Source organism: Peribacillus sp. CSMR9 (assembly GCF_033141925.1).
Taxonomy (GTDB): Bacteria; Bacillota; Bacilli; order Bacillales; family DSM-1321; genus Peribacillus; species Peribacillus simplex_A.
The window spans coordinates 344,830-366,508 of record NZ_JAOPHO010000001.1; the positions used below are offsets into that span (position 1 = coordinate 344,830).

A 21,679-nucleotide genomic window follows, 5' to 3' on the forward strand; every position below is an offset into this window, starting at 1 on the left:
TTGTTTAAGCAAAAGATCGGGCTGGTAAAACAAAAAAAGTAGCTGTAACTTGCATGATTTTTCCTTTCACATGTATATTTTAAGTAGATGTTTAAAAGGGTCCCGATCTACAAACAATAAGCTAATAAAGGTGATTTATATAATGAGGAGGATTATTCATGTCTATTGCTTCCGATACAATTACGGAAAAAAGCGGCTACAGGCTTCATGTGGTCCGTACGGATAAATATAAAACGAATACTCTCGTGCTGAAAATGAAAGCCCCGCTTACAAAAGAGGACGTTACATATCGTGCATTGTTGCCATATGTGTTACAAAGCAATACAAATAAATATCCTACAACACCCGAGCTTCGTTCGTATCTTGATGATTTATACGGGGCAGGGTTTTATGTCGATGTAGTTAAAAAAGGTGAATATCAAATCATAAGTTTTACGATCGATATCGTCAATGAAAAATTCCTTAGTGATTCAACGCCGCTTCTCGAAAAGGCTTTTGGATTATTATCAGAGGTGATCTTTAATCCGAAGAAGAATGGCGAAGCCTTTGACCCCAAAACCGTTTCCAATGAAATCCGTTCTTTAAAACAGCGGATTCAATCCATTTCCGATGATAAAATGCGTTATTCAGCAACACGGCTTGTAGAGGAAATGTGCAAAAATGAACCATATGCTTTAGAAGCGAGCGGTAATCTGCAAGACTTGGAAACGATAACGCCTGAGTCACTTTTCGCTTATTATAAAAAAATGCTGACTGAGGATGAAATCGATTTATATGTGATCGGTGACATCGATGAATCAGAAGTGGGGGCTCTAGCTGACAAGTATGTATCACTGAAAGAACGAATGCCGGTGAATATGACAAGGATTACGGGTAATGAAGTGGAGAAGGAAAAAGAAATCATTGAAAACTCGGATGTGAAACAAGGGAAATTGAATATCGGTTATCGAACCCATGTTGCATACGGTGATCCGGATTATTATGCTCTTCAGCTATTCAATGGGATTTTTGGCGGATTTTCACATTCGAAGCTTTTCATTAATGTCAGGGAGAAAGCAAGCCTTGCTTATTATGCAGCTTCAAGGCTCGAAAGTCATAAAGGTCTATTAATGGTCATGGCCGGCATTGAAAATGCCAACTACAAGCAGGCATTGGAAATCATTCATGCACAAATGAAGGAAATGAAGCAAGGGAACTTTTCCGAAGAAGAACTGGCACAGACGAAGGCGGTCGTTAAGAACCAACTCCTTGAAACCATTGACGTTTCGAGAGGACTTGTGGAAATTTTATATCATAATGTGGTTTCCGGGCAGGATATATCACTCGATGAGTGGTTTGCCAAAACAGAGCGGACGACAAAGGAAGAAATCATTGCAGTGGGTCAAAAGATTCAGCTTGATACGATTTATTTCCTAACAGAAGCGGAGGTGCAAGGGTAATGGAGAAAATAGCATTCAATCAATTGAAAGAAGAACTTTTCCATGAAAAAATGGATAATGGCCTCGAAGTATATATTCTTCCGAAAAGTGGGTTCAATAAATCATTTGCAACGTTTACGACGAATTATGGTTCAATCGACAACCATTTCAAACCCTTGAATCAAACGGAATTCTCAAAAGTACCTGATGGAATTGCACATTTTCTTGAACATAAGCTTTTTGAAAAGGAAGATGGTGATGTTTTTCAGCAATTCTCAAAACAGGGTGCTTCTGCAAATGCTTTTACTTCTTTCACCCGTACAGCTTATTTGTTTTCAAGCACGTCCGATTTCGATAGGAATCTAACGACCTTAATCGACTTTGTCCAGGAGCCTTACTTTTCAGAAAAGACGGTAGAGAAGGAAAAAGGAATCATTGGGCAGGAGATCAATATGTATGATGATAATTCAGACTGGAGGCTGTATTTCGGGACGATAGCCAACATGTATCATCATCATCCAGTGAAAATTGATATTGCTGGTACTGTGGAATCCATTGCTGACATTACGAAAGATATGCTTTACGAATGTTATAATACGTTTTATCATCCAAGCAACATGCTCCTATTCATTGTAGGACCAGTAGATGTCGAAAGTACAATGAAGCTGATTCGGGATAATCAAAATAATAAAGACTACTACCAACAGCCTGAGGTGGAACGTAAATTTGATCAAGAGCCGGAAACCGTTGCCAAGGATAAAGAAATCTTAAAAATGAATGTTCAGACACCAAAAGTGATGCTGGGCATCAAGGCCATCAATGTTCATCAATCCGGTTTACAGCTTTTGAAAAGGGAATTGGCGACTAATATTTATTTGGAAATGCTGTTTGGCAAAAGTTCACCATTGCATGAGGAGCTATACGAAAAAGGTTTGATCGATCAAAGCTTCTCTTATGATTATACTCAGGAGCAAGGTTTTGGGTTTGCGTTAATTGGCGGGGACAGTGCAAAACCTGATGAGTTGACGGAGTCTTTATTTAGTATCCTGCAAAAATCTAAAGCCGGAACCGGCTTGAATGAAGAAAGCCTGCAAAGGACGATCAAGAAAAAAATCGGTTCTTTCCTTCGTTCTCTGAATTCGCCGGAATATATAGCGAATCAATTCACCAGGTATGCATTCAATGATATGAACTTGTTCGATGTGGTATCGGTTTTGGAAAAACTAACGATTGAAGATATAAGGGAGATCGCCAAGGACTTGATATCCGATGAACGGATGACTGTCTGCCAGGTACATCCTAAATAATATTAAAGGGGGCGGGAATGTGGGGAAACGTTTTGCCCTTATTACTGGAGCCAGCGGAGGAATCGGCAAGGAAATCGCTATAAAGCTCGCCGAGGAGAATTATTCACTTTATCTACATTATAACAGCAATGAAGAAGCGATCCTTGAACTAATTGAAGAACTGAAGCCTCATCAAGTCGAACTTATTCCTGTTCAAGCGGATTTGGCTACACCGTACGGCTATAAGAAATTGGCGGAAAATATTTTCGCCCTTCATGCAATCGTCCTTAATAGTGGGAATAGCTATTATGGGCTCATATCGGACATGGATGAGAAAATCGTAAATGAAATGGTCCAGCTGCATGTAACGAGCCCTTTCCAATTAACAAAGGAACTGCTTCCGAAGCTGATGTACCAAGAACAGGCGGCTATTGTTGCGGTTACATCGATTTGGGGGCAGACGGGCGCATCCTGTGAAGTATTATATTCCATGGTCAAAGGCAGTCAAAATGCTTTTATCAAGGCGCTCAGCAAAGAAGTATCCCTTAATGGAATCCGGGTGAATGCCGTTGCCCCAGGAGCGATTTCCACTTCCATGCTCGAATCTTTCAGTGCAGAAGATTTGGAAATCATCAAAGGTGATATCCCAATGGGCAGGATGGGTAATTCAAAAGAAGTCGCCGAGGCAGTATACTATTTGCTTTCTGACAAGTCATCTTATATCACCGGACAAATTTTAGGAGTAAATGGTGGATGGTACACATGATTTTTTTAAAGACATGTATAATTTCCCCGATTCCTTCACAAAATATCTATGTACTATTTTGAAAGGAAAGGGTGACCATACATGTCTGTACTAGACAATTGGGATCAATGGAAAAATTTCTTAGGCGACAGATTAAATCAAGGTGAACAACAAGGTTTGTCAGATGGTGCTGTTAACGACTTGGCTTTCGAAATCGGTGATTACCTTTCGAAGCAAGTTGAGCCCCAGAATGAACAACAGAGAGTACTTGCTGATCTTTGGTCAGTCGCAAGCGATCAAGAAAAACATGCCATGGCAAGCGTTATGGTTAAGTTAGTCGAGAACAATGGAACAAGGTAAAAAATATCAATCCAAAGGCCCTGTTATTATTTAACAGGGCCTTTGGATTGATATTGATCACAATTTATCCCCATATATAAAAATGAATACTTTTTATAGGGTTTTTCCTTTTAACTTATCACGAAATGCTATATTATAGAAGCTAGACAATAATAACTAATGGGTGCAGACCTTTAAATTTACGATGGATAAGTTTTGCCCCTAATTTTAGGGTAAAAGCTTTTAGGCTTAAGGAGTGTTATCGTGGAGAATAAAGAATGGTATTTTGAATATGAAATTCAAGTCAACCGTCCAGGTTTATTAGGGGATATTTCATCCCTGCTGGGTATGCTGTCCATCAATATCATCACTATTAACGGGGTCGATGAAGGCAGGCGTGGTTTACTTTTGATGGCGAAAGATAGCCGTAACATAGAAAGATTCGAATCAATCCTCCATACGATGGATACGATAAAGGTCATTAAGCTTAGGGAACCTAAATTGCGTGACCGTCTCGCTGTCAGGCATGGAAGGTATATTCAGCGCGATGCTGATGAGAAAAACACCTTTAGGTTTGTACGTGATGAACTAGGCTTACTTGTCGATTTCTTGGCCGAGCTATTTAAACAGGAAGGTCATAAATTAATCGGGATACGAGGTATGCCACGTGTCGGAAAAACTGAATCTATCGTAGCCTCGAGTGTTTGTGCTAATAAGAGATGGTTGTTTGTGTCATCGACCCTTTTAAAGCAGACTATTCGCAGTCAGCTTATTGATGATGAATATAATAATGATAATTTGTTCATTTTAGATGGAATTGTTTCCACACGCCGTGCAAATGAGCGTCATTGGCAGTTGATTCGCGAAATCATGAGGCTTGATGCGGTTAAAGTCATCGAACATCCGGATGTTTTTGTCCAAAATACGGAGTATACTCTCGAAGACTTTGATTATATTATTGAATTGCGAAACAATCCAGATGAAGAAATAACATATGAAGTTGTCGACCAAAAAGACCAGTTTTCAGGGTCCAATTTTGGCTCCTTTGACTTTTAAAATGGCAGGTGTTTTATTTGACTGAGTTAGGTAATCGATTAAAGGAAGCTAGGGAAGCCAAAGGGCTTAGCCTAGAAGATTTACAGGAATTAACGAAGATTCAAAAGCGTTACCTGATTGGCATTGAAGAGGGTAATTACAGTATGATGCCTGGAAAGTTCTATGTACGGGCATTCATAAAGCAATATTGTGAAGCGGTCGGGCTGGATTCAGAAGAGATTTTCGAACAATATAAGAGTGAAGTGCCTTCAGTCTATAGCGAGGAATTGCCAGAACAGCTTTCAAGGGTCCAATCCCGGAAAACGATGCCGGCAGGGAATTCCAAGGTTGTAGAAATGTTACCTAAGGTCCTGGCTGCCGTTTTAGTCATTGGTGCGGCTGTATTGATATGGGTCCTGGTATCGAACTATATGAGTAAGCCGGATATTGATGATAAAAAGGGCGCTAAACAGAGCGAAGCCGTGGGTTACAATAAAAGTGATGGGTTTAATGAAGAAAAAGAGAATCCAGACAAGAAACAGAATGATGTAAAACCAGATTCATCTGATAAGAAGAATGAAGATGAATCAGATGTTAAAGATGAAAAGAAAGAGCAAAAGCTTGCCGTCATCAGTTCCAGCGGTAAAAATAGTACGTATGAATTGAAAAATACGGATACCTTTAAATTAAAGGTGACTTCCAAAGGCTCACCATGGGTAGGCATAAAAAATGGTGAAGGTAAATTACTATTCCAGGGCACCATCGACAATAATGAGAGCCAGGAAATTGATTTCACCAATGAAAAAGAAGCTGTCATCAATATTGGCAGAGCGTATGAAACTGAAATTTTTGTAAATGATGAGAAGCTGGAGTATTCTATTTCACCGACTGAAGTGAATACGCAATTGGTAACGATACAATTTACGAAAGCCGAATAGTCATCTTATAGATGACTATTTTTTCTCTATACAATATTAAGACCGGATTTTGCTCTACCTGGCATAAGATTGGTTTTGAGTTAAATTATACATATAAGCATTATTTTAGATCTATAACGCATTGCCCTAAAGGCAGGCGTAAATTTTGGAGGTAAAAGTTTTGAATCTGCCTAATAAGATTACAGTAGCAAGAATCTGTTTAATACCAGTATTTTTAATCATCATGCTCGTTCCTTTTTCTTGGGGGACGTTGACTTGGGGAGAATACAGTTTGCCAGTGGCACATTTAGCTGGTGCCATCCTCTTTATCATCGCTTCTACTACTGATTGGATCGATGGCCATTTTGCCAGGAAATATAATATGATTACTGATTTAGGGAAATTTTTAGATCCATTGGCTGATAAGCTTCTGGTTTCGGCTGCCCTAATTGTATTGGTTGATCTGGATTTAATGTACGGTCAGTCTTGGATTGCTATCGTGATCATTAGTCGTGAATTTGCTGTGACCGGTTTGCGTTTGGTACTGGCGGGTACAGGGGAAGTGGTTGCAGCGAACCAGCTTGGTAAAATTAAAACATGGGCACAAATTGTTTCTATTTCGGCATTATTGCTGCATAACCTTCCATTTGCCCTCATTTCTCTTCCGTTTGCTAATATCGCATTATGGATTGCATTAATCTTTACAATATGGTCAGGGTTGGATTATTTTGTAAAAAACAAAGAAGTATTTGTTAATTCCAAGTAAAACGAATGGTGGTTTTGAAAAGATGGATGCAGAAATCATTGCAGTGGGCTCTGAGCTTCTTTTAGGACAAATCAATAACACTAATGGGAGATTCCTATCGCAGCAGTTTGCGGAAATGGGAATCAATGTTTTTTACCATACTGTAGTCGGGGATAACGACCGTCGTTTACAACAAGCTATAGAAATCGCTGAATCAAGGGCGAACTTGATCGTCTTTACAGGTGGACTAGGACCTACCAAAGATGATTTAACGAAGGAAACGATTGCTCGCCATATAGGGAAAAAGCTCGTTTTTAATGATGAGGCTTTGCAATCCATTGAAGCTTACTTCCAAAAACGGGACCGGCCGATGACGGAAAACAACAAGAAGCAGGCCCTTGTATTGGAGGGCAGTGAAGTGTTGGCGAACGATCATGGCATGGCACCGGGAATGGTCTTGTCCAAATCCGGGATTACATATATGCTTCTACCTGGTCCGCCAAGTGAAATGGAGCCGATGTTTTTAAGTTATGGTTATGAATCGATCATGAATAAATTGGATAAGCACGAACGGATCGATTCCAAGGTTCTTCGGTTCTACGGGATAGGTGAAGCAGATCTGGAAACGGTTATTGAAGATCTTCTTGTCAATCAAACGAATCCGACAATTGCTCCTCTGGCAGCCGAAGGGGAAGTGACGTTAAGGATTACCGCTAAAGACTCATCCAAAGAAAAATGCGAAGAGCTTATTTTAGAATCGGAAAAAGAAATCCTTAGCCGGGTAGGTAAGTTCTATTATGGAAGTGATAATACTTCGCTAATAAAGGAACTTGTAAAAGAATTAACGGTCCGCAAACTTTCAATCGCGGCAGCCGAAAGCTTGACAGGTGGAATGTTCCAAGAACAGCTGACAACCATCCCAGGGGCCGGTAAAGTTTTCAAAGGAGGCATTGTCAGTTATACGAATGATGCAAAGTCAAATGTACTTGGCGTCAGTGATGATACCATCTCTGAGCACGGGGTGGTCAGCGGTGAGTGTGCAATGGAAATGGCCTCTAATGTCCGGAAAAAGCTCGATGCAGACGTAGGCATAAGCTTTACGGGTGTCGCAGGACCGGATGAACAGGAAGGCAAGCCTGTTGGTACAGTATTCATTGGCATTTCTTATCGGGATGGAAAGACTCATTTCAAAGAATTGAATCTTTCCGGAAGCAGGGCGCAGAACCGTATTCGCAGTGTGAAGTACGGCTGTCATTACCTGTTAAGGGATTTATAAACGCTGAAGCAGAGCTTTTTACGGCTCTGCTTTTTTATTTGGTTGAAAAAGTTTGTTTCTTGAAAAAACGGGGAAAAAGAAAAAAGTTAATTCAAAGGAAAAAGTTTTTAAAGTGAGTAAGTGAATGGAAATGGGGATTTCCTCAAGATAAAATGGTTTTTTATAAAGAATATCCCGAAAGAAAAAAACGAATGAATGTTCGACTTTTTGCTTGGCAAAATAGTAAAAAGAGTATATAGTAAAGATAGGTTTTGAGACAGGATACAAACCTTGATCTCAAATAATTGCTAACGTTAGAAAACCTTTAATCGGACAGCCGATTATTTGAATATAGAGGAGGAAATTGAGTGAGTGATCGTCAAGCGGCTTTAGATATGGCGTTAAAACAAATTGAAAAACAATTTGGTAAAGGTTCTATTATGAAACTTGGGGAACAGTCTGATCGAAGGATTTCAACGATTTCAAGCGGTTCTTTAGCATTGGACGTAGCATTGGGAGTAGGCGGATATCCAAGAGGTCGGGTCATTGAGATATATGGACCTGAAAGCTCCGGTAAAACGACTGTTGCATTACATGCTATTGCAGAAGTACAAAAGACTGGTGGCACGGCTGCATTCATTGATGCTGAGCATGCTCTAGATCCAGCATATTCAGAAAAACTTGGTGTGAATATTGATGAGCTACTGCTTTCACAGCCTGATACGGGTGAACAGGCCTTAGAGATCGCCGAAGCGTTAGTTCGAAGTGGAGCGGTAGATATCATAGTCATTGATTCGGTTGCCGCACTTGTTCCTAAAGCTGAAATCGAAGGTGAAATGGGAGATTCCCATATGGGTCTTCAAGCACGGATGATGTCTCAGGCACTTAGGAAACTGTCTGGTGCCATTAATAAATCAAACACCATTGCCATTTTCATTAACCAAGTCCGTGAAAAAATTGGTGTAATGTTTGGGAACCCAGAAACGACTCCGGGAGGCCGGGCATTGAAGTTCTATTCAACTGTTCGTCTGGAAGTGCGTCGTGCGGAACAATTAAAACAAGGTAATGAAATTGTCGGTAATAAAACTAAAATCAAAGTTGTAAAAAACAAGGTTGCCCCTCCATTCCGTCAAGCAGAAGTTGATATCATGTATGGTCAAGGGATTTCTCAGGAAGGTGAAATCATCGATATGGGTGCAGATCTTGATATCGTCCTTAAAAGCGGCTCATGGTACTCATATAATGAAGAGCGTGTCGGACAAGGCCGCGAAAATGCGAAGCTGTTCTTAAAAGAAAATCAGGATATCGCTCTGGAAATTTCTCAGAAAATCAGAGATCACTATAATCTTGATGGAGAACATGAATTGCCACCAGAAGAAAATGAAACAGAAGAACATTTTGAATTACTTGATTAATGGTAGGAAAAGGTCTAAGCTTGATCGCTTAGGCCTTTTCTATATATTGTGAGAAAAATGTGAAATTTCCAGCGGGTTAAATGGCTGTGAAAACGGATTTACAGACATTTTCCATAATGAATGCTGTACTTAATGGTGGTTCATATAAAGAAAACTTGAATAATCATTGATACATAAGGGACAAACGCTTGACAATAAAAATTCTCAACTATACAATTAATATGTATATTTTACAATTTTTCAAACTAAAATTTTGAAAATTAAGTGCTGTATATTGAATTTAGTGCAATGTACTTGCCGACAGTTCAACATTTTATGTAAAAAGTTCATAGCAAGGGGAGGTGAAACGATGGAACCCATGACAATCATCTTCACTTTGCTTGGCCTAATCGTCGGTGCAGTTGTTGGTTATTTTATTCACAAATCAAAATTTGAGAGTAAAATAGCAGGGGCAAAGGGCTCTGCAGAACACATCCTTGAGGATGCAAAACGTGAAGCGGAAGCTCTTAAGAAAGAAGCCTTGTTGGAAGCAAAAGATGAAATTCATAAAGTTCGTTCTGATTCTGATCGGGAATCCCGTGAAAGAAGGAACGAATTACAAAAACAAGAAAATCGGTTATTGCAAAGAGAAGAGAATCTGGACCGAAAGGATGAAACGTTAGACAAACGTGAAAGCCTTTTGGAGAAAAAAGAAGATTCTCTAAACCAAAGACAACAGCATATTGAAGAGATGGAAAGCAAAGTGGAAGAGACGGTTCGTAAGCAGCAAACAGAGCTTGAACGTGTTTCCGGTTTAACTCGAGAAGAAGCTAAAGCAATCATTATAGACCGAATGGAAAACGAACTGGCTCACGATGTAGCGCTTATGATTAAAGAAAGTGATACCCGTGCCAAAGAAGAAGCTGATAAAAAAGCAAAAGAAGTTCTTTCTCTTGCCATTCAGCGTTGTGCGGCTGATCATGTTGCAGAAACCACCGTTTCTGTAGTGAATCTTCCAAACGATGAAATGAAAGGACGGATAATCGGACGTGAAGGACGAAATATCCGGACGTTAGAAACGCTAACAGGTATTGACCTTATTATTGATGATACTCCTGAAGCTGTCATTTTATCTGGATTTGATCCAATTAGACGGGAAACGGCACGCTTGGCTCTTGAAAAACTTGTTCAGGACGGACGGATCCATCCGGCTCGAATTGAAGAAATGGTTGACAAAGCAAGACGTGAGGTGGATGAACATATTCGTGAAATTGGTGAACAAACAACTTTTGAAGTTGGAGTTCACGGTCTCCATCCAGATCTTATCAAAATACTAGGACGTTTGAAGTTCCGTACAAGTTATGGGCAAAACGTACTTAAGCATTCAATTGAAGTGGCCCAGCTTTCAGGTTTACTGGCCGCAGAGCTTGGTGAGGATGAAGTTCTTGCCCGCCGTGCAGGTTTATTGCATGATATTGGGAAAGCGATTGATCATGAAGTGGAAGGCAGTCACGTTGAAATTGGCGTTGAATTAGCAACCAAATATAAAGAGCATCCAACTGTCATTAACAGCATCGCTTCCCATCATGGTGATACTGAACCAACTTCCATCATTTCAGTGCTTGTGGCTGCCGCTGATGCATTATCAGCTGCAAGACCGGGTGCTAGAAGTGAAACGCTTGAAAATTACATTAGAAGACTTGAAAAACTTGAGGAGATTTCCGAATCCTATGATGGAGTGGAAAAATCATTTGCGATTCAAGCCGGACGAGAAGTACGGATTCTAGTGAAACCAGAGCAAATCGATGACCTTTCGGCCCATCGACTCGCTCGTGATATCCGAAAAAGGATTGAAGAAGAGCTCGATTACCCAGGTCATATAAAAGTCACGGTCATCCGTGAAACAAGAGCAGTCGAATACGCCAAATAAATTGATAATGAAAGACGAAGTGGTGCAAACCACTTCGTTTTTTCTATTTCCGATTTTAGTCGTTAAGCGTAATTCCTATAATTACCCCAAATTATGTTACAATACATACTTGAATAATTCATATTATTAGGTGAATCCAGAAAGGGTTTTACAATGAAATTGCTATTTATTGGAGATGTCGTAGGGTCTCCTGGTCGTGATATGATCCAAGAATACCTTCCTAAGTTAAAAGAAAAGTATCGTCCGCATATCACGGTCATCAATGGGGAAAATGCTGCAAGTGGCCGGGGAATTACAGAAAAGATTTACCGCAGTTTTTTAGAGTGGGGAGCGCAGGCAGTGACCATGGGAAACCATACATGGGATAATCGCGATATTTTCAATTTTATTGATGACGCGAAATATCTCGTTCGGCCAGCGAACTTTCCGGACGGAGCACCTGGCGATGGAATGAAATTTTTAAAATTGAATCAACAGGAAATAGCGGTCATCAATTTGCAGGCTAGAACGTTCATGCCGGATTTGGATTGTCCGTTCAAAAAGGCGGAAGAACTAGTGGCGGAGGCTCAAAAAAGGACACCAATCATCTTTGTTGATTTTCACGGAGAGGCTACAAGTGAAAAGCAAGCTATGGGGTGGTTCCTGGATGGGAAGGTTACAGCCGTTGTTGGTACACACACACACGTCCAGACAGCCGATAACCGTATTTTACCTGCTGGCACCGCTTACATATCAGATGTAGGCATGACAGGACCGTATGATGGCATCCTTGGTATGGAAAGAGAGGCAGTAATCCATCGGTTCCTAACTAGCCTTCCTGTTCGTTTCGAAGTGCCTAAGGAGGGGCGGACGCTATTAAGTGGGGTTCTCCTTGAAATTGATGATAAAACTGGCAAAGCTAAAAAAATTGAAAGAATACTGATTAACGAAGATCACCCCTTTGATAATTGATTTGAATGGATGGACAGTCAAAATGACTTTCCATCCATTTTCTTTATTCTTTAATAAATGGTGGACAATCCAGGTTTTCTTTGTCATACAAGTTTTACTTGATGAATATAGTAGCAGTGGAAAGTGTTATAACTATTGAGCCAAAGATTATAATCGGCAGGGAAAACAAGGAGGACTAGGAATGGAAATATTAAAGGTTTCAGCAAAATCTAATCCTAATTCTGTAGCAGGCGCACTAGCGGGAGTGCTCAGAGAAAGAGGAGCAGCCGAAATTCAGGCAATCGGTGCAGGTGCGTTAAATCAAGCCGTCAAGGCAGTAGCAATCGCAAGAGGGTTTGTCGCACCTAGTGGAGTTGACTTGATTTGTATTCCTGCCTTTACAGATATACTTATTGATGGCGAAGAACGAACTGCTATAAAGCTAATCATTGAACCAAGATAATTTTATGGGTGGGTGTCCTGTTTGTCGGATGGCGAGCAGGCTCTTTTTTGTCCTGAAATCCAAATGACGAAAAATCGAGATCGCTTTATAATGGAATATATGATCTCTAAATAGATAAGGGCAGGAAGGGGGATTACATTGGCGATTTTTGATGCACATTGTGATGTGTTGATGAAGATGTTCAAAGATCCGGATATTTCTTTTTTAGATAGTGATAAATTACATATAACAAAGCGGGGGTTATTGGATGAAGGAGGAAAAGTCCAATGTTTTGCGATTTATATTCCAGAGAATGTCCACCCGGATATGAGATTTCAAGCGGCTTTGGCGATGGTGGATATTTTTCATGAAAAGATTTTATCAGAGCCGGAAATGAAATTTATAAAGACCAAAGCAGACATCGATTCTCTAAAAGAAAAGGAAATCGGTGCGATGCTAACCTTAGAGGGATGCGATTGCATTGGAAATGATTTATTGAAACTGAAAACACTAATTCATCTTGGAGTGTCCTCTGTAGGTTTAACTTGGAATTACGCTAACTTGGTAGCAGATGGGGCATTAGAATCAAGAGGGGGCGGATTGACAGGGTTTGGAACGGAGGTGGTCGCGCTTTTGAATGAGAAATCAATTTGGTGTGATTTATCCCATCTATCTGAAGCTGGATTTTGGGACACCTTAAAGAAGGCGAAATTCCCAATTGCCTCCCATTCGAATGCCTATCAGCTTTGTTCGAATCCGCGAAATTTAAAAGACGGCCAGATAAAAGCACTTTTGCAAAAAAATGGAGTGATAGGGGTAACCTTTGTCCCTCAATTCCTATCTAATGGTGAATCGGCTTCGATAAAGGATATCTTGAAACATATAGAACATATATGCAGTTTGGGCGGGGAAAGACAAATTGGATTAGGGTCTGACTTCGATGGAATCGATCATATGGTAGAAAATTTAATGTCATATAAGGATTATCATAATTTTATCAATGAACTCAACATGCTTTATTCAAGTGAGTTCGTAAAAGGTCTCCTTTTTGGTAATTTCACTCGTAATTTTCCGCTTAAACAGGAATTATCTTAAGTGATTTTCAATTCTTACTATATAGATATGAATAAATATTCTGAAAATATAAAAAACAAAAGCAAAAAGGTTGCAATTTAATGATTTAACCGATAGAATTGAAAGCGTTTAGTACACCTTTCCTAAATTAGAACGATTAATTATACATAGTCGAATGTTCTGAAGGGAGGGGCGGTTAAATGCATTTATATACGAACGTCCTAAAGGAGTGTAAGACATGATCAATCAACTTTCATGGAAAGTTGGCGGACAACAAGGTGAAGGTATTGAAAGTACAGGAGAAATATTCTGTATTGCCCTCAATCGCTTAGGTTATTACTTGTATGGCTACCGTCATTTCTCATCCCGAATCAAGGGTGGACACACGAATAACAAAATTCGTGTAAGTACTACGGAAACTCGTGCTATCTCTGATGATTTAGACATCTTAGTTGCTTTTGACCAAGAAACAATTGACGTCAATTATAAAGAATTACATGAGGGTGGCATCATAATCGCAGATGCAAAATTCAAACCTGTCTGCCCAGAAGATACAAAGGCAGAATTATATATTGTTCCATTTACGGAAATAGCAGCCGAATTAGGAACATCTTTAATGAAAAATATGGTCGCTATCGGTGCGACATGTGCTGTTCTAGGAATGGAAATTTCCGTATTCAACGATGTGGTGGATGAAATATTCGGCCGCAAAGGTGAAGAAATCGTAAAGAAGAATATGGAAGCCATTACTGCTGGCTATAAGGCAATGGAAGTGATGCTTGGAGAAAAACTGGGCGCAATGGAGCTTGAAAAAGCAGACGGCCAAAAACGATTGTTCATGATCGGGAACGATGCTATCGCTCTAGGTGCAGTTGCAGGCGGTTGCCGCTTCATGGCCGCTTATCCAATTACTCCAGCCTCGGAAATTATGGAATACCTGATTAAAAAACTTCCTCAATTGGGTGGGACGGTCATACAGACTGAAGATGAAATCGCAGCGGCTACAATGGCGATTGGTGCAAACTATGGTGGTGTACGTGCCATCACTGCTTCAGCTGGGCCTGGACTTTCCTTGAAGATGGAAGCGATTGGTTTAGCGGGCATTACCGAGACGCCAATTGTCATTGTCGATACTCAGCGTGGCGGTCCATCTACGGGACTTCCGACAAAACAGGAGCAATCCGATTTAATGGCCATGATTTATGGTACTCATGGTGAAATCCCTAAAATCGTAATGGCTCCAAGTACAGTCGAAGAAGCTTTTTATGATACGGCGGAAGCATTCAATCTTGCAGAGGAATATCAATGTCCAGTTATCGTTTTATCCGATTTACAGCTATCACTAGGTAAACAAACGGTTCAGCCGCTTGATTACAGCAGAGTGGAGATAAGACGCGGTAAATTGGTGGACTTTGAAATTGAAGAGGCTGAAAACAAATCTTACTTCAAGCGTTATAAAGTAACGGAAGACGGGGTCTCACCACGTGTAGTTCCTGGTATGAAAAATGGAATTCACCATGTTACCGGTGTTGAACATGACGAAACGGGTAGACCTTCTGAGACGGCTTTGAATCGTAAAGTGCAAATGGATAAACGGATGCGTAAGCTGAATAACTTAACTAACACATTCCAAACACCAGTATACAAAAACACACCGCATGAAGAAGCGGATTTATTAATTCTTGGTTTTAACTCTACACGCGGAACCATTGATGAAGCGATCGGCCGGTTAGAAACGGATGGAATGAAAGTGAATCATGCGCAAATCCGTTTGATTCATCCTTTCCCGGCTGATGAAGTCCTATCGTTGGTGCAAAGTGCTAAGAAAGTAGTAGTTATTGAAAATAATGCGACTGGACAATTGGCTAATATTATCAAGATGAATGTCGGACATGTTAATAAAATTAAAAGCATCCTAAAATATGATGGCAACCCATTCCTCCCGCATGAAATTCACACACAATGCAAGGAGATGTTCGAATATGGCAACGTTTAAAGAGTTTCGTAATGATGTAAAACCTAACTGGTGTCCTGGCTGCGGAGATTTCTCCGTTCAGGCTGCCATGCAGCGTGCGGCAGCCAATGTAGGATTGGAGCCGGAGAATCTGGCTGTTGTTTCCGGTATCGGCTGTTCAGGACGTATATCCGGTTACATCAAGTCATACGGTTTCCACGGAATCCATGGCCGCTCTCTGCCAATTGCCCAAGGAGTGAAAATGGCCAACCGTGAATTGACCGTTATAGCTTCAGGCGGTGACGGAGATGGTTTTGCAATCGGGATGGGACACACTATTCATGCGATCCGTCGTAATATAGACATTACCTATATTGTCATGGATAACCAAATTTATGGTTTGACAAAAGGCCAGACCTCACCTAGATCTGCTGCTGGATTTAAAACGAAATCTACTCCAGAAGGATCAATAGAACAGGCTGTTTCACCTATGGAATTAGCTTTGTCAGCTGGCGCTACGTTTGTCGCCCAAAGCTTTTCCACTGACTTGAAAGACCTGACAGCGATCATTGAAGCAGGGATAAACCATAAAGGGTTTTCCTTTATCAATGTTTTCTCTCCTTGCGTAACATATAATAAGATTAATACGTATGATTGGTTTAAACAAAACTTAACTAAATTGAACACGATTGAAGGCTATGATTCATCAAATAAAGAACAGGCCATGCAGACTTTGATGAAACATGACAGCCTTGTGACAGGTATTATCTATCAAGACTCTTCACGTCCTTCGTACCAGGAATTAGTGCCAGGGTATGCTGAAAAAGCGTTAAATAAATCCGATTTGACACTGGATCAAGCGCACTTTGATAAGCTCGTTGCTGAATTTATGTAAAAGTGAAAAGGTTCGCCCCTTAAGATGGGGTGAACCTTTTTTGTGGTTAATTATTAGGCTCTCCAGTAGATAGGCCACATGCTAGAAGACTTACGACTGGCTTAGCTTAACAACCGTTGTTGCATCTGCCGAAGTTACGGTTAAAAACCGCAACCGCCACCGAAACCGCCACCGCAACGGCCACCGAAGCCGCCACCGAAACCGAAGAAACAGCAACGATTCCTTCTTCTACAACAACAGTTGTTGTTGTTGTTGTTATGATGATGATGGTGGTGATGGTGTTGATCTCTGTCGCGGTCCCGATCCCGATCGCGGTCACGGTCATGATCGCGGTCACGATCTCTGTCGCGCCTATTACAACCTCTCACAGCACGACAAAAATCGTCTGCGATTCTATCGTTATTATTGTTGTTACCATGATGATCATGATTATGGTTTCCAGAACATGACATATAAGCCACTCCTTCAATTATTTTTGTTGTACAAGATATCTTATTCGAGAGCGGACGAGATGCTATAGAAACATGACCCATTTAACAAAAATGTACGAATGCCCAAAATCAATTTTAATATTGTACAAAAGACCGATACAAAAGCGATTAGGTATTTTTTTAATTAGTTTTTCATATCTTTACATATTAAGGCAGGTGAAAAGAGCAGCCCTATTTCAGGGGGAGTGTATATGCTGAGAGGGAAAATGAAAGCAGTCGTCAAACATCACCGAGGATATGGGGCACAATTACAAGTTGTCGATATTCCGGATATTCGTGAGGACGAGGTCTTGATTCGAGTAAAGATGACCTCTATATGTGGAACGGATATTCATATCTTCACCTGGGATAAATGGTCGCAGGGAAGAGTGAATCCACCATACGTTTTTGGACACGAATTTGCTGGGGAAGTAATGGAGATAGGAGAAAATGTGAGCAATGTTTCAGTTGGTGATTGTGTATCTGCCGAAACACATATAGTTTGCGGTACATGCAGGCAATGCTTAACCGGCCAATTCCATATTTGTAAAAAAACAAATATTATCGGACTCGATAAACAGGGATGCTTTGCAGAGTATATAGCTCTGCCGGCCAAGAATCTATGGAAAAATCCAATTGGTATGCCACTCGATATAGCTACCATCCAAGAACCGATGGGAAATGCCGTACATTCAGTGCTTGCTGGAGAGGTCCTAGGTAAAACGGTGGCCATAATCGGCTGTGGTCCAATTGGGCTTATGGCAGTTGCTGTAGCAAAGGCTGCAGGTGCCGATAAAGTGATCGCTCTTGATATTAATGATTATCGGCTTCAGCTTGCCAAAAAGATGGGGGCTACAGACCTCATACATTCAATTAAACAAAATCCACTGGAAATCACGAAAGGCCTCACAAATTCGGATGGGGTGGATGTGGTTTGCGAAATGAGCGGTAATCCTACAGCTATTGAACAAGGGTTTAAGATGGCGACGAATGGTGGAAGGATATCCATTCTAAGTCTGCCATCTCAGCCGGTCACGCTTAATATAACGGATGATATTGTATTCAAGGGTCTTACTGTCCAAGGAATAACCGGAAGGAAAATGTTTTCAACCTGGCAACAGGTTTCAAGTTTGCTTGGGAGTGGCAATGTTGATGTAAAACCAATGATTACACACCGATTTTCACTAAGCGATTTTGAGAAGGGTTTTGAACTGATGATCAAAGGTCAGTGTGGCAAGGTGCTCCTAACCCCATAAAGAGTTTGAAGGTTCACGAGTAAAACAACCAAATAAACGAGTAAAGCGGTCAAACTCACGAGTAAAATGCACAAACTCACGAGTAAAATGCTCAATTTCACGAGTAAAGTGATCAAACTCACGAGTAAAGTGCCTAAATTCACGAGTAAAGCTCAAACCCACGAGTAAAGCGCATGGTCTGCATTTAAAATAGCTGTGAAGGAATAGTATCATCCTATCATTTAATAAGAAGAGGCTAATATCGTCATATTGAATATGCGAATCAAGCCTCTTCTTTCTTGTTCTTATTTTCCGCGTTTGTGAAAAATTTCTTACAATTGAAGAAGGCACGACAGAATGATTGTTTCTTGCTGTTAAAAGCTTTATACTAAGTTAATGTGGATATATCACAATTAAAAGCTAATATTTACTGGAAATTCTTAAAAAGAAACCGTATAAAACCATTAGAAGATAGGTCTTGAAATAGTTGGTGAAGAAATAAACTAACTATTTTGAAAGGAGATTAACTATGAACGAGAAACAACGATTAGAATCACAACAAGTACAGGCTGAAAATCCAGCGGACAAAAAATCCGATAAGGACTTCAGTAAGTACTTTCAAGCCGTTTATATTCCGCCTTCCCTAAAAGATGCGAAAAAGCGAGGAAAAGAAGAAGTAGAATACCATGATGACTTTGCAATTCCTGAAGGTTTCCGTGGAATGGGAGAAGGCAAAAAGTTTTACATTCGTACATATGGCTGTCAAATGAACGAACATGATACAGAAGTCATGGCGGGCATCTTTACGGCACTTGGTTATGAGCCTACAAACACGGTGGATGATGCTAACGTCATATTACTTAACACTTGTGCGATTCGGGAAAACGCAGAGAATAAAGTGTTCGGTGAATTGGGCCATTTGAAATCATTGAAATTGGAAAAGCCGGATCTTTTGCTTGGGGTTTGCGGTTGTATGTCGCAAGAGGAGTCTGTTGTAAAGCGGATTCTAGAGAAGCACCATTTTGTAGATATGATTTTCGGAACGCATAATATCCACCGGCTGCCGCAAATTCTTAATGAAGCTTATCTTTCCAAGGAAATGGTCATTGAGGTTTGGTCCAAAGAAGGTGATGTAATCGAGAACCTTCCGAAAGTGCGTAAAGGCAAAACGAAGGCATGGGTCAATATCATGTATGGCTGCGATAAGTTTTGTACATACTGCATCGTACCTTACACAAGGGGTAAAGAAAGAAGCCGCAGACCTGAAGATATCATACAAGAAGTCCGTCATTTAGCGGCTCAGGGTTACAAGGAAATAACCCTGCTTGGACAGAATGTGAATGCATACGGTAAAGACTTTGCGGATATTGAATATCGTTTCGGTGATTTGATGGATGAAATCCGCAAAATCGATATTCCGCGTATTCGTTTTACGACCAGCCATCCCCGTGACTTTGATGATCACTTGATTGAAGTTCTGGCTAAAGGGGGAAATCTCGTTGACCATATCCATCTTCCAGTTCAATCGGGAAGTACGGAAACACTTAAAATCATGGCCCGTAAATATACACGAGAACAATATTTAGAGCTAGTAAAAAAGATTAAGGAAGCAATCCCAAGTGCATCGCTAACAACTGACATCATTGTAGGCTATCCGAATGAAACGGAAGAGCACTTTGAAGAGACGATGTCTTTATACCGTGAAGTTGGTTTCGATGCAGCATATACTTACATCTATTCACCACGTGAGGGAACACCGGCTGCGAAAATGCAGGATAATGTACCGATGGAAGTGAAAAAGGAACGCCTGCAACGTTTGAATGCCCTTGTCAATGAAACGTGTGCATTGAAAATGAAAGAGTATGATGGGCAGATTGTTGAAGTGCTTGTTGAAGGCGAAAGCAAGAAGAATGCGGAAATATTAGCAGGTTATACAACGAAAAATAAGCTCGTGAACTTCAAAGGACCAAAATCGGCAATTGGCCAAATCGTAAAAGTGAAAATCACTGGAACGAAAACATGGTCATTAAATGGGGATATGGTTGAAGAAGCAACGGCGATTGAGGTGGAGTAATATGACTAAATATACTAAAGATGACATACTGTCAAAAGCGGCAGAGCTTGCTGAAATGATTGCGAGCACGGAAGAAGTCGATTTCTTTAAACGGGCAGAAGCTCACATCAATGAAAACCAAAAAATCCGTGAAATGATCGCCAGTATCAAGAGCTTGCAAAAACAGGCGGTAAACTTCCAGCATTACGGAAAAGAAAAAGCATACAACCAAGTTCAGGCTAAAATCGATGCACTGGAAAAACAATTGGATGAACTACCGATCGTCCAAGAATTCAAACAATCCCAAGTTGATGTAAATGATCTTTTGCAAATGGTCTCATCACAAGTATCGAATAAGGTAACGGACCTGATCATTGAATCGACTGAAGGCGACGTCCTTCGCGGTGAGACAGGTTCACAGGTGCAAGCCGGCGGCGGAAGTTGTTCATGAATATTAAAAAGCCCTACTGATTTTAAAGTGTACCCCATTTTTTTGACAGTATAAAAAAATTGGCTAATAGGTGGTCCCGGTATTGTACCGGGGCCATTTTCTATAGTCCCCATTGATAACGAGACTCATTGTATTCTTCAATAACTCGATCAACTTCTTCCTTCACATCCGTTAAATTAGTACATGTTTTATATTCTGCTAAATCTTTAAAGTGGCCAAAAAAACTTTCCATCGGCGCATTATCCCAACAGTTTCCCTTACGGGGATTGCACTCGGATGGAACTCGTGATTCACAGTCTGCCTTAGCTTGTTTAATGTTTCATAAACATATTCATATCTAATGGAGTGGATAAATGATACGTAACTATTTCTTTTATGGCCGCATCTTTTACGCATGATAAATAAGCTGACCCTTTCCATAATAAAGATAGGTAATATCTTTTAGCAGAATTTCCTCTGGCTCCCTCGGTTTGAATTCACGATTAAGAAGGTTGGACAAGTAAGGTGCTCCTCCTTGGTTGTCTTAGCCATCTTTCGAGACGGTTTGGCCCTTCTGATTTTTGCGAAGAGATTATATTTTGCCATCAACCGTCTGATTTTCTTATGATTCATGACGGCCGAATGATCATTTTCCATAACCATTTTGATCTGGAGGGCGCCTGCTTTTTCCTTTTTACTGAGGAGTATATTTTTAATTAATTTTATGTCCAAATCATCCTGTTCTTCGCGTAGCTTACGGGTTGGAGCTGCCTTTAACCAATCATAGTAGCCACTTCGACTTACACCAGCGAATTTGCATAGATAGGAAACAGCCTTCTTACTGGTATTGCCTGATCGTTCTTTCAATCAGATAGAACTTCTCAGCTGCAGTGAAAATGATTTCTTTTTCAACGCCCGCCTTTCTAACTCTTCCAGCTTTTTTAGGAAGTCATTTTCCGTTTCAAGGAATTTGATTCTCGCTTCGGCCTTCCTAAGTTGATCCTCTGCAGACTGTGCCTTAGAAGAAGGGCATCTTTCCTTTTCCACGGCGTTCAGGAAGCCTTCCTCCACCAAACCTTTCAAGGTATCACGCCAGCGCTGTAGACAACGCTTAGGTTTTTCCTTACCAATG

The 21,679-nt window shown here is 40.6% G+C and carries 22 protein-coding genes; 19 read left to right on the plus strand and 3 right to left on the minus strand.

The window, feature by feature from the left end:
* Positions 1-158: 158 nt before the first annotated feature.
* The 19 genes from yfmF (at position 159) to N9I19_RS01805 (ending at position 20,568) form a co-directional block, all read left to right on the plus strand.
* Positions 159-1,439, plus strand: a complete 1,281-nt coding sequence (gene yfmF / locus N9I19_RS01715; RefSeq protein ID WP_317776828.1) for an EF-P 5-aminopentanol modification-associated protein YfmF — start codon at positions 159-161, stop codon at positions 1,437-1,439.
* Complete coding sequence (gene yfmH / locus N9I19_RS01720; RefSeq protein WP_317776829.1) at positions 1,439-2,725, plus strand: EF-P 5-aminopentanol modification-associated protein YfmH; 1,287 nt, start codon at positions 1,439-1,441, stop codon at positions 2,723-2,725. Before yfmF ends, yfmH begins: the two co-directional genes overlap by 1 nt.
* A gap of 19 nt (positions 2,726-2,744) precedes the next feature.
* Positions 2,745-3,470 carry an elongation factor P 5-aminopentanone reductase gene (gene ymfI / locus N9I19_RS01725; protein WP_317776830.1) on the plus strand — a complete coding sequence of 242 codons (726 nt, stop codon included), beginning with the start codon at positions 2,745-2,747 and terminating at the stop codon, positions 3,468-3,470.
* Positions 3,471-3,551: 81 nt separating this feature from the next.
* Positions 3,552-3,809, plus strand: a complete 258-nt coding sequence (locus N9I19_RS01730; RefSeq protein WP_125161976.1) for a DUF3243 domain-containing protein — start codon at positions 3,552-3,554, stop codon at positions 3,807-3,809.
* A 243-nt stretch (positions 3,810-4,052) separates the two neighbouring features.
* On the plus strand, positions 4,053-4,844 hold the full coding sequence (locus tag N9I19_RS01735) for a DUF3388 domain-containing protein (RefSeq protein ID WP_061462471.1): 792 nt from the start codon (positions 4,053-4,055) through the stop codon (positions 4,842-4,844).
* 8 nt (positions 4,845-4,852) lie between these two features.
* The gene (locus N9I19_RS01740; RefSeq protein WP_317776831.1) at positions 4,853-5,761 is read left to right on the plus strand and encodes a helix-turn-helix domain-containing protein; all 909 of its coding nucleotides are present in this window, start codon (positions 4,853-4,855) and stop codon (positions 5,759-5,761) included.
* 160 nt (positions 5,762-5,921) lie between these two features.
* Positions 5,922-6,506: a CDP-diacylglycerol--glycerol-3-phosphate 3-phosphatidyltransferase gene (gene pgsA, locus N9I19_RS01745; RefSeq protein ID WP_317776832.1), complete on the plus strand. Its 585-nt coding sequence runs from the start codon at positions 5,922-5,924 to the stop codon at positions 6,504-6,506.
* Between the two features lie 22 nt (positions 6,507-6,528).
* Positions 6,529-7,761: a competence/damage-inducible protein A gene (locus N9I19_RS01750; RefSeq protein WP_317776833.1), complete on the plus strand. Its 1,233-nt coding sequence runs from the start codon at positions 6,529-6,531 to the stop codon at positions 7,759-7,761.
* A 347-nt stretch (positions 7,762-8,108) separates the two neighbouring features.
* A complete protein-coding gene (gene recA / locus N9I19_RS01755) occupies positions 8,109-9,155 on the plus strand; it encodes a recombinase RecA (protein ID WP_061462474.1) in 1,047 nt (348 codons plus the stop codon).
* A gap of 349 nt (positions 9,156-9,504) precedes the next feature.
* Entirely contained in the window at positions 9,505-11,064 is a 1,560-nt protein-coding gene (gene rny / locus N9I19_RS01760; RefSeq protein ID WP_061462475.1) for a ribonuclease Y, read from the plus strand.
* A gap of 153 nt (positions 11,065-11,217) precedes the next feature.
* Positions 11,218-12,015 (plus strand): TIGR00282 family metallophosphoesterase, encoded by a 798-nt coding sequence (locus N9I19_RS01765; RefSeq protein ID WP_089364416.1) that lies wholly within the window; start codon positions 11,218-11,220, stop codon positions 12,013-12,015.
* Positions 12,016-12,196: 181 nt separating this feature from the next.
* Positions 12,197-12,457 carry a stage V sporulation protein SpoVS gene (gene spoVS, locus N9I19_RS01770; RefSeq protein WP_029281188.1) on the plus strand — a complete coding sequence of 87 codons (261 nt, stop codon included), beginning with the start codon at positions 12,197-12,199 and terminating at the stop codon, positions 12,455-12,457.
* Between the two features lie 138 nt (positions 12,458-12,595).
* Positions 12,596-13,531: a dipeptidase gene (locus tag N9I19_RS01775; protein WP_061462477.1), complete on the plus strand. Its 936-nt coding sequence runs from the start codon at positions 12,596-12,598 to the stop codon at positions 13,529-13,531.
* Positions 13,532-13,748: 217 nt separating this feature from the next.
* Positions 13,749-15,506, plus strand: a complete 1,758-nt coding sequence (locus N9I19_RS01780) for a 2-oxoacid:acceptor oxidoreductase subunit alpha (protein WP_061462478.1) — start codon at positions 13,749-13,751, stop codon at positions 15,504-15,506.
* Positions 15,493-16,359: a 2-oxoacid:ferredoxin oxidoreductase subunit beta gene (locus N9I19_RS01785; protein WP_057913339.1), complete on the plus strand. Its 867-nt coding sequence runs from the start codon at positions 15,493-15,495 to the stop codon at positions 16,357-16,359. The genes N9I19_RS01780 and N9I19_RS01785 overlap by 14 nt, the downstream gene beginning before the upstream one ends.
* Positions 16,360-16,475: 116 nt before the next feature.
* Positions 16,476-16,808, plus strand: a complete 333-nt coding sequence (locus N9I19_RS01790; protein WP_317776834.1) for a hypothetical protein — start codon at positions 16,476-16,478, stop codon at positions 16,806-16,808.
* A 236-nt stretch (positions 16,809-17,044) separates the two neighbouring features.
* Positions 17,045-18,085 (plus strand): L-threonine 3-dehydrogenase, encoded by a 1,041-nt coding sequence (gene tdh, locus N9I19_RS01795; RefSeq protein ID WP_284472094.1) that lies wholly within the window; start codon positions 17,045-17,047, stop codon positions 18,083-18,085.
* 508 nt (positions 18,086-18,593) lie between these two features.
* Entirely contained in the window at positions 18,594-20,138 is a 1,545-nt protein-coding gene (miaB, locus tag N9I19_RS01800) for a tRNA (N6-isopentenyl adenosine(37)-C2)-methylthiotransferase MiaB (RefSeq protein ID WP_089364420.1), read from the plus strand.
* 1 nt (position 20,139) lies between these two features.
* Complete coding sequence (locus tag N9I19_RS01805; protein WP_061462481.1) at positions 20,140-20,568, plus strand: YlbF/YmcA family competence regulator; 429 nt, start codon at positions 20,140-20,142, stop codon at positions 20,566-20,568.
* A 100-nt stretch (positions 20,569-20,668) separates the two neighbouring features.
* Here the strand turns inward: N9I19_RS01805 and N9I19_RS01810 are convergent, their stop codons facing one another.
* The 3 genes from N9I19_RS01810 to N9I19_RS01820 all read right to left on the minus strand — a co-directional run bounded on the left by N9I19_RS01810 (position 20,669) and on the right by N9I19_RS01820 (position 21,630).
* A complete protein-coding gene (locus N9I19_RS01810; protein WP_411730393.1) occupies positions 20,669-20,884 on the minus strand; it encodes an integrase core domain-containing protein in 216 nt (71 codons plus the stop codon).
* A gap of 125 nt (positions 20,885-21,009) precedes the next feature.
* Positions 21,010-21,414 (minus strand): IS3 family transposase, encoded by a 405-nt coding sequence (locus N9I19_RS01815; protein ID WP_317776835.1) that lies wholly within the window; start codon positions 21,412-21,414, stop codon positions 21,010-21,012.
* Positions 21,415-21,630 carry a hypothetical protein gene (locus tag N9I19_RS01820; RefSeq protein WP_317776836.1) on the minus strand — a complete coding sequence of 72 codons (216 nt, stop codon included), beginning with the start codon at positions 21,628-21,630 and terminating at the stop codon, positions 21,415-21,417.
* Positions 21,631-21,679 lie beyond the last annotated feature (49 nt).

Coding starts and splice junctions, on each gene's coding strand:
- yfmF (WP_317776828.1), top strand. CDS start 159: ATGTCTATTGCTTCCGATACAATTACGGAAAAAAGCGGCTACAGGCTT.
- yfmH (WP_317776829.1), top strand. CDS start 1,439: ATGGAGAAAATAGCATTCAATCAATTGAAAGAAGAACTTTTCCATGAA.
- N9I19_RS01730 (WP_125161976.1), top strand. CDS start 3,552: ATGTCTGTACTAGACAATTGGGATCAATGGAAAAATTTCTTAGGCGAC.
- N9I19_RS01750 (WP_317776833.1), top strand. CDS start 6,529: ATGGATGCAGAAATCATTGCAGTGGGCTCTGAGCTTCTTTTAGGACAA.
- rny (WP_061462475.1), top strand. CDS start 9,505: ATGGAACCCATGACAATCATCTTCACTTTGCTTGGCCTAATCGTCGGT.
- N9I19_RS01765 (WP_089364416.1), top strand. CDS start 11,218: ATGAAATTGCTATTTATTGGAGATGTCGTAGGGTCTCCTGGTCGTGAT.
- spoVS (WP_029281188.1), top strand. CDS start 12,197: ATGGAAATATTAAAGGTTTCAGCAAAATCTAATCCTAATTCTGTAGCA.
- N9I19_RS01780 (WP_061462478.1), top strand. CDS start 13,749: ATGATCAATCAACTTTCATGGAAAGTTGGCGGACAACAAGGTGAAGGT.
- N9I19_RS01785 (WP_057913339.1), top strand. CDS start 15,493: ATGGCAACGTTTAAAGAGTTTCGTAATGATGTAAAACCTAACTGGTGT.
- miaB (WP_089364420.1), top strand. CDS start 18,594: ATGAACGAGAAACAACGATTAGAATCACAACAAGTACAGGCTGAAAAT.
- N9I19_RS01805 (WP_061462481.1), top strand. CDS start 20,140: ATGACTAAATATACTAAAGATGACATACTGTCAAAAGCGGCAGAGCTT.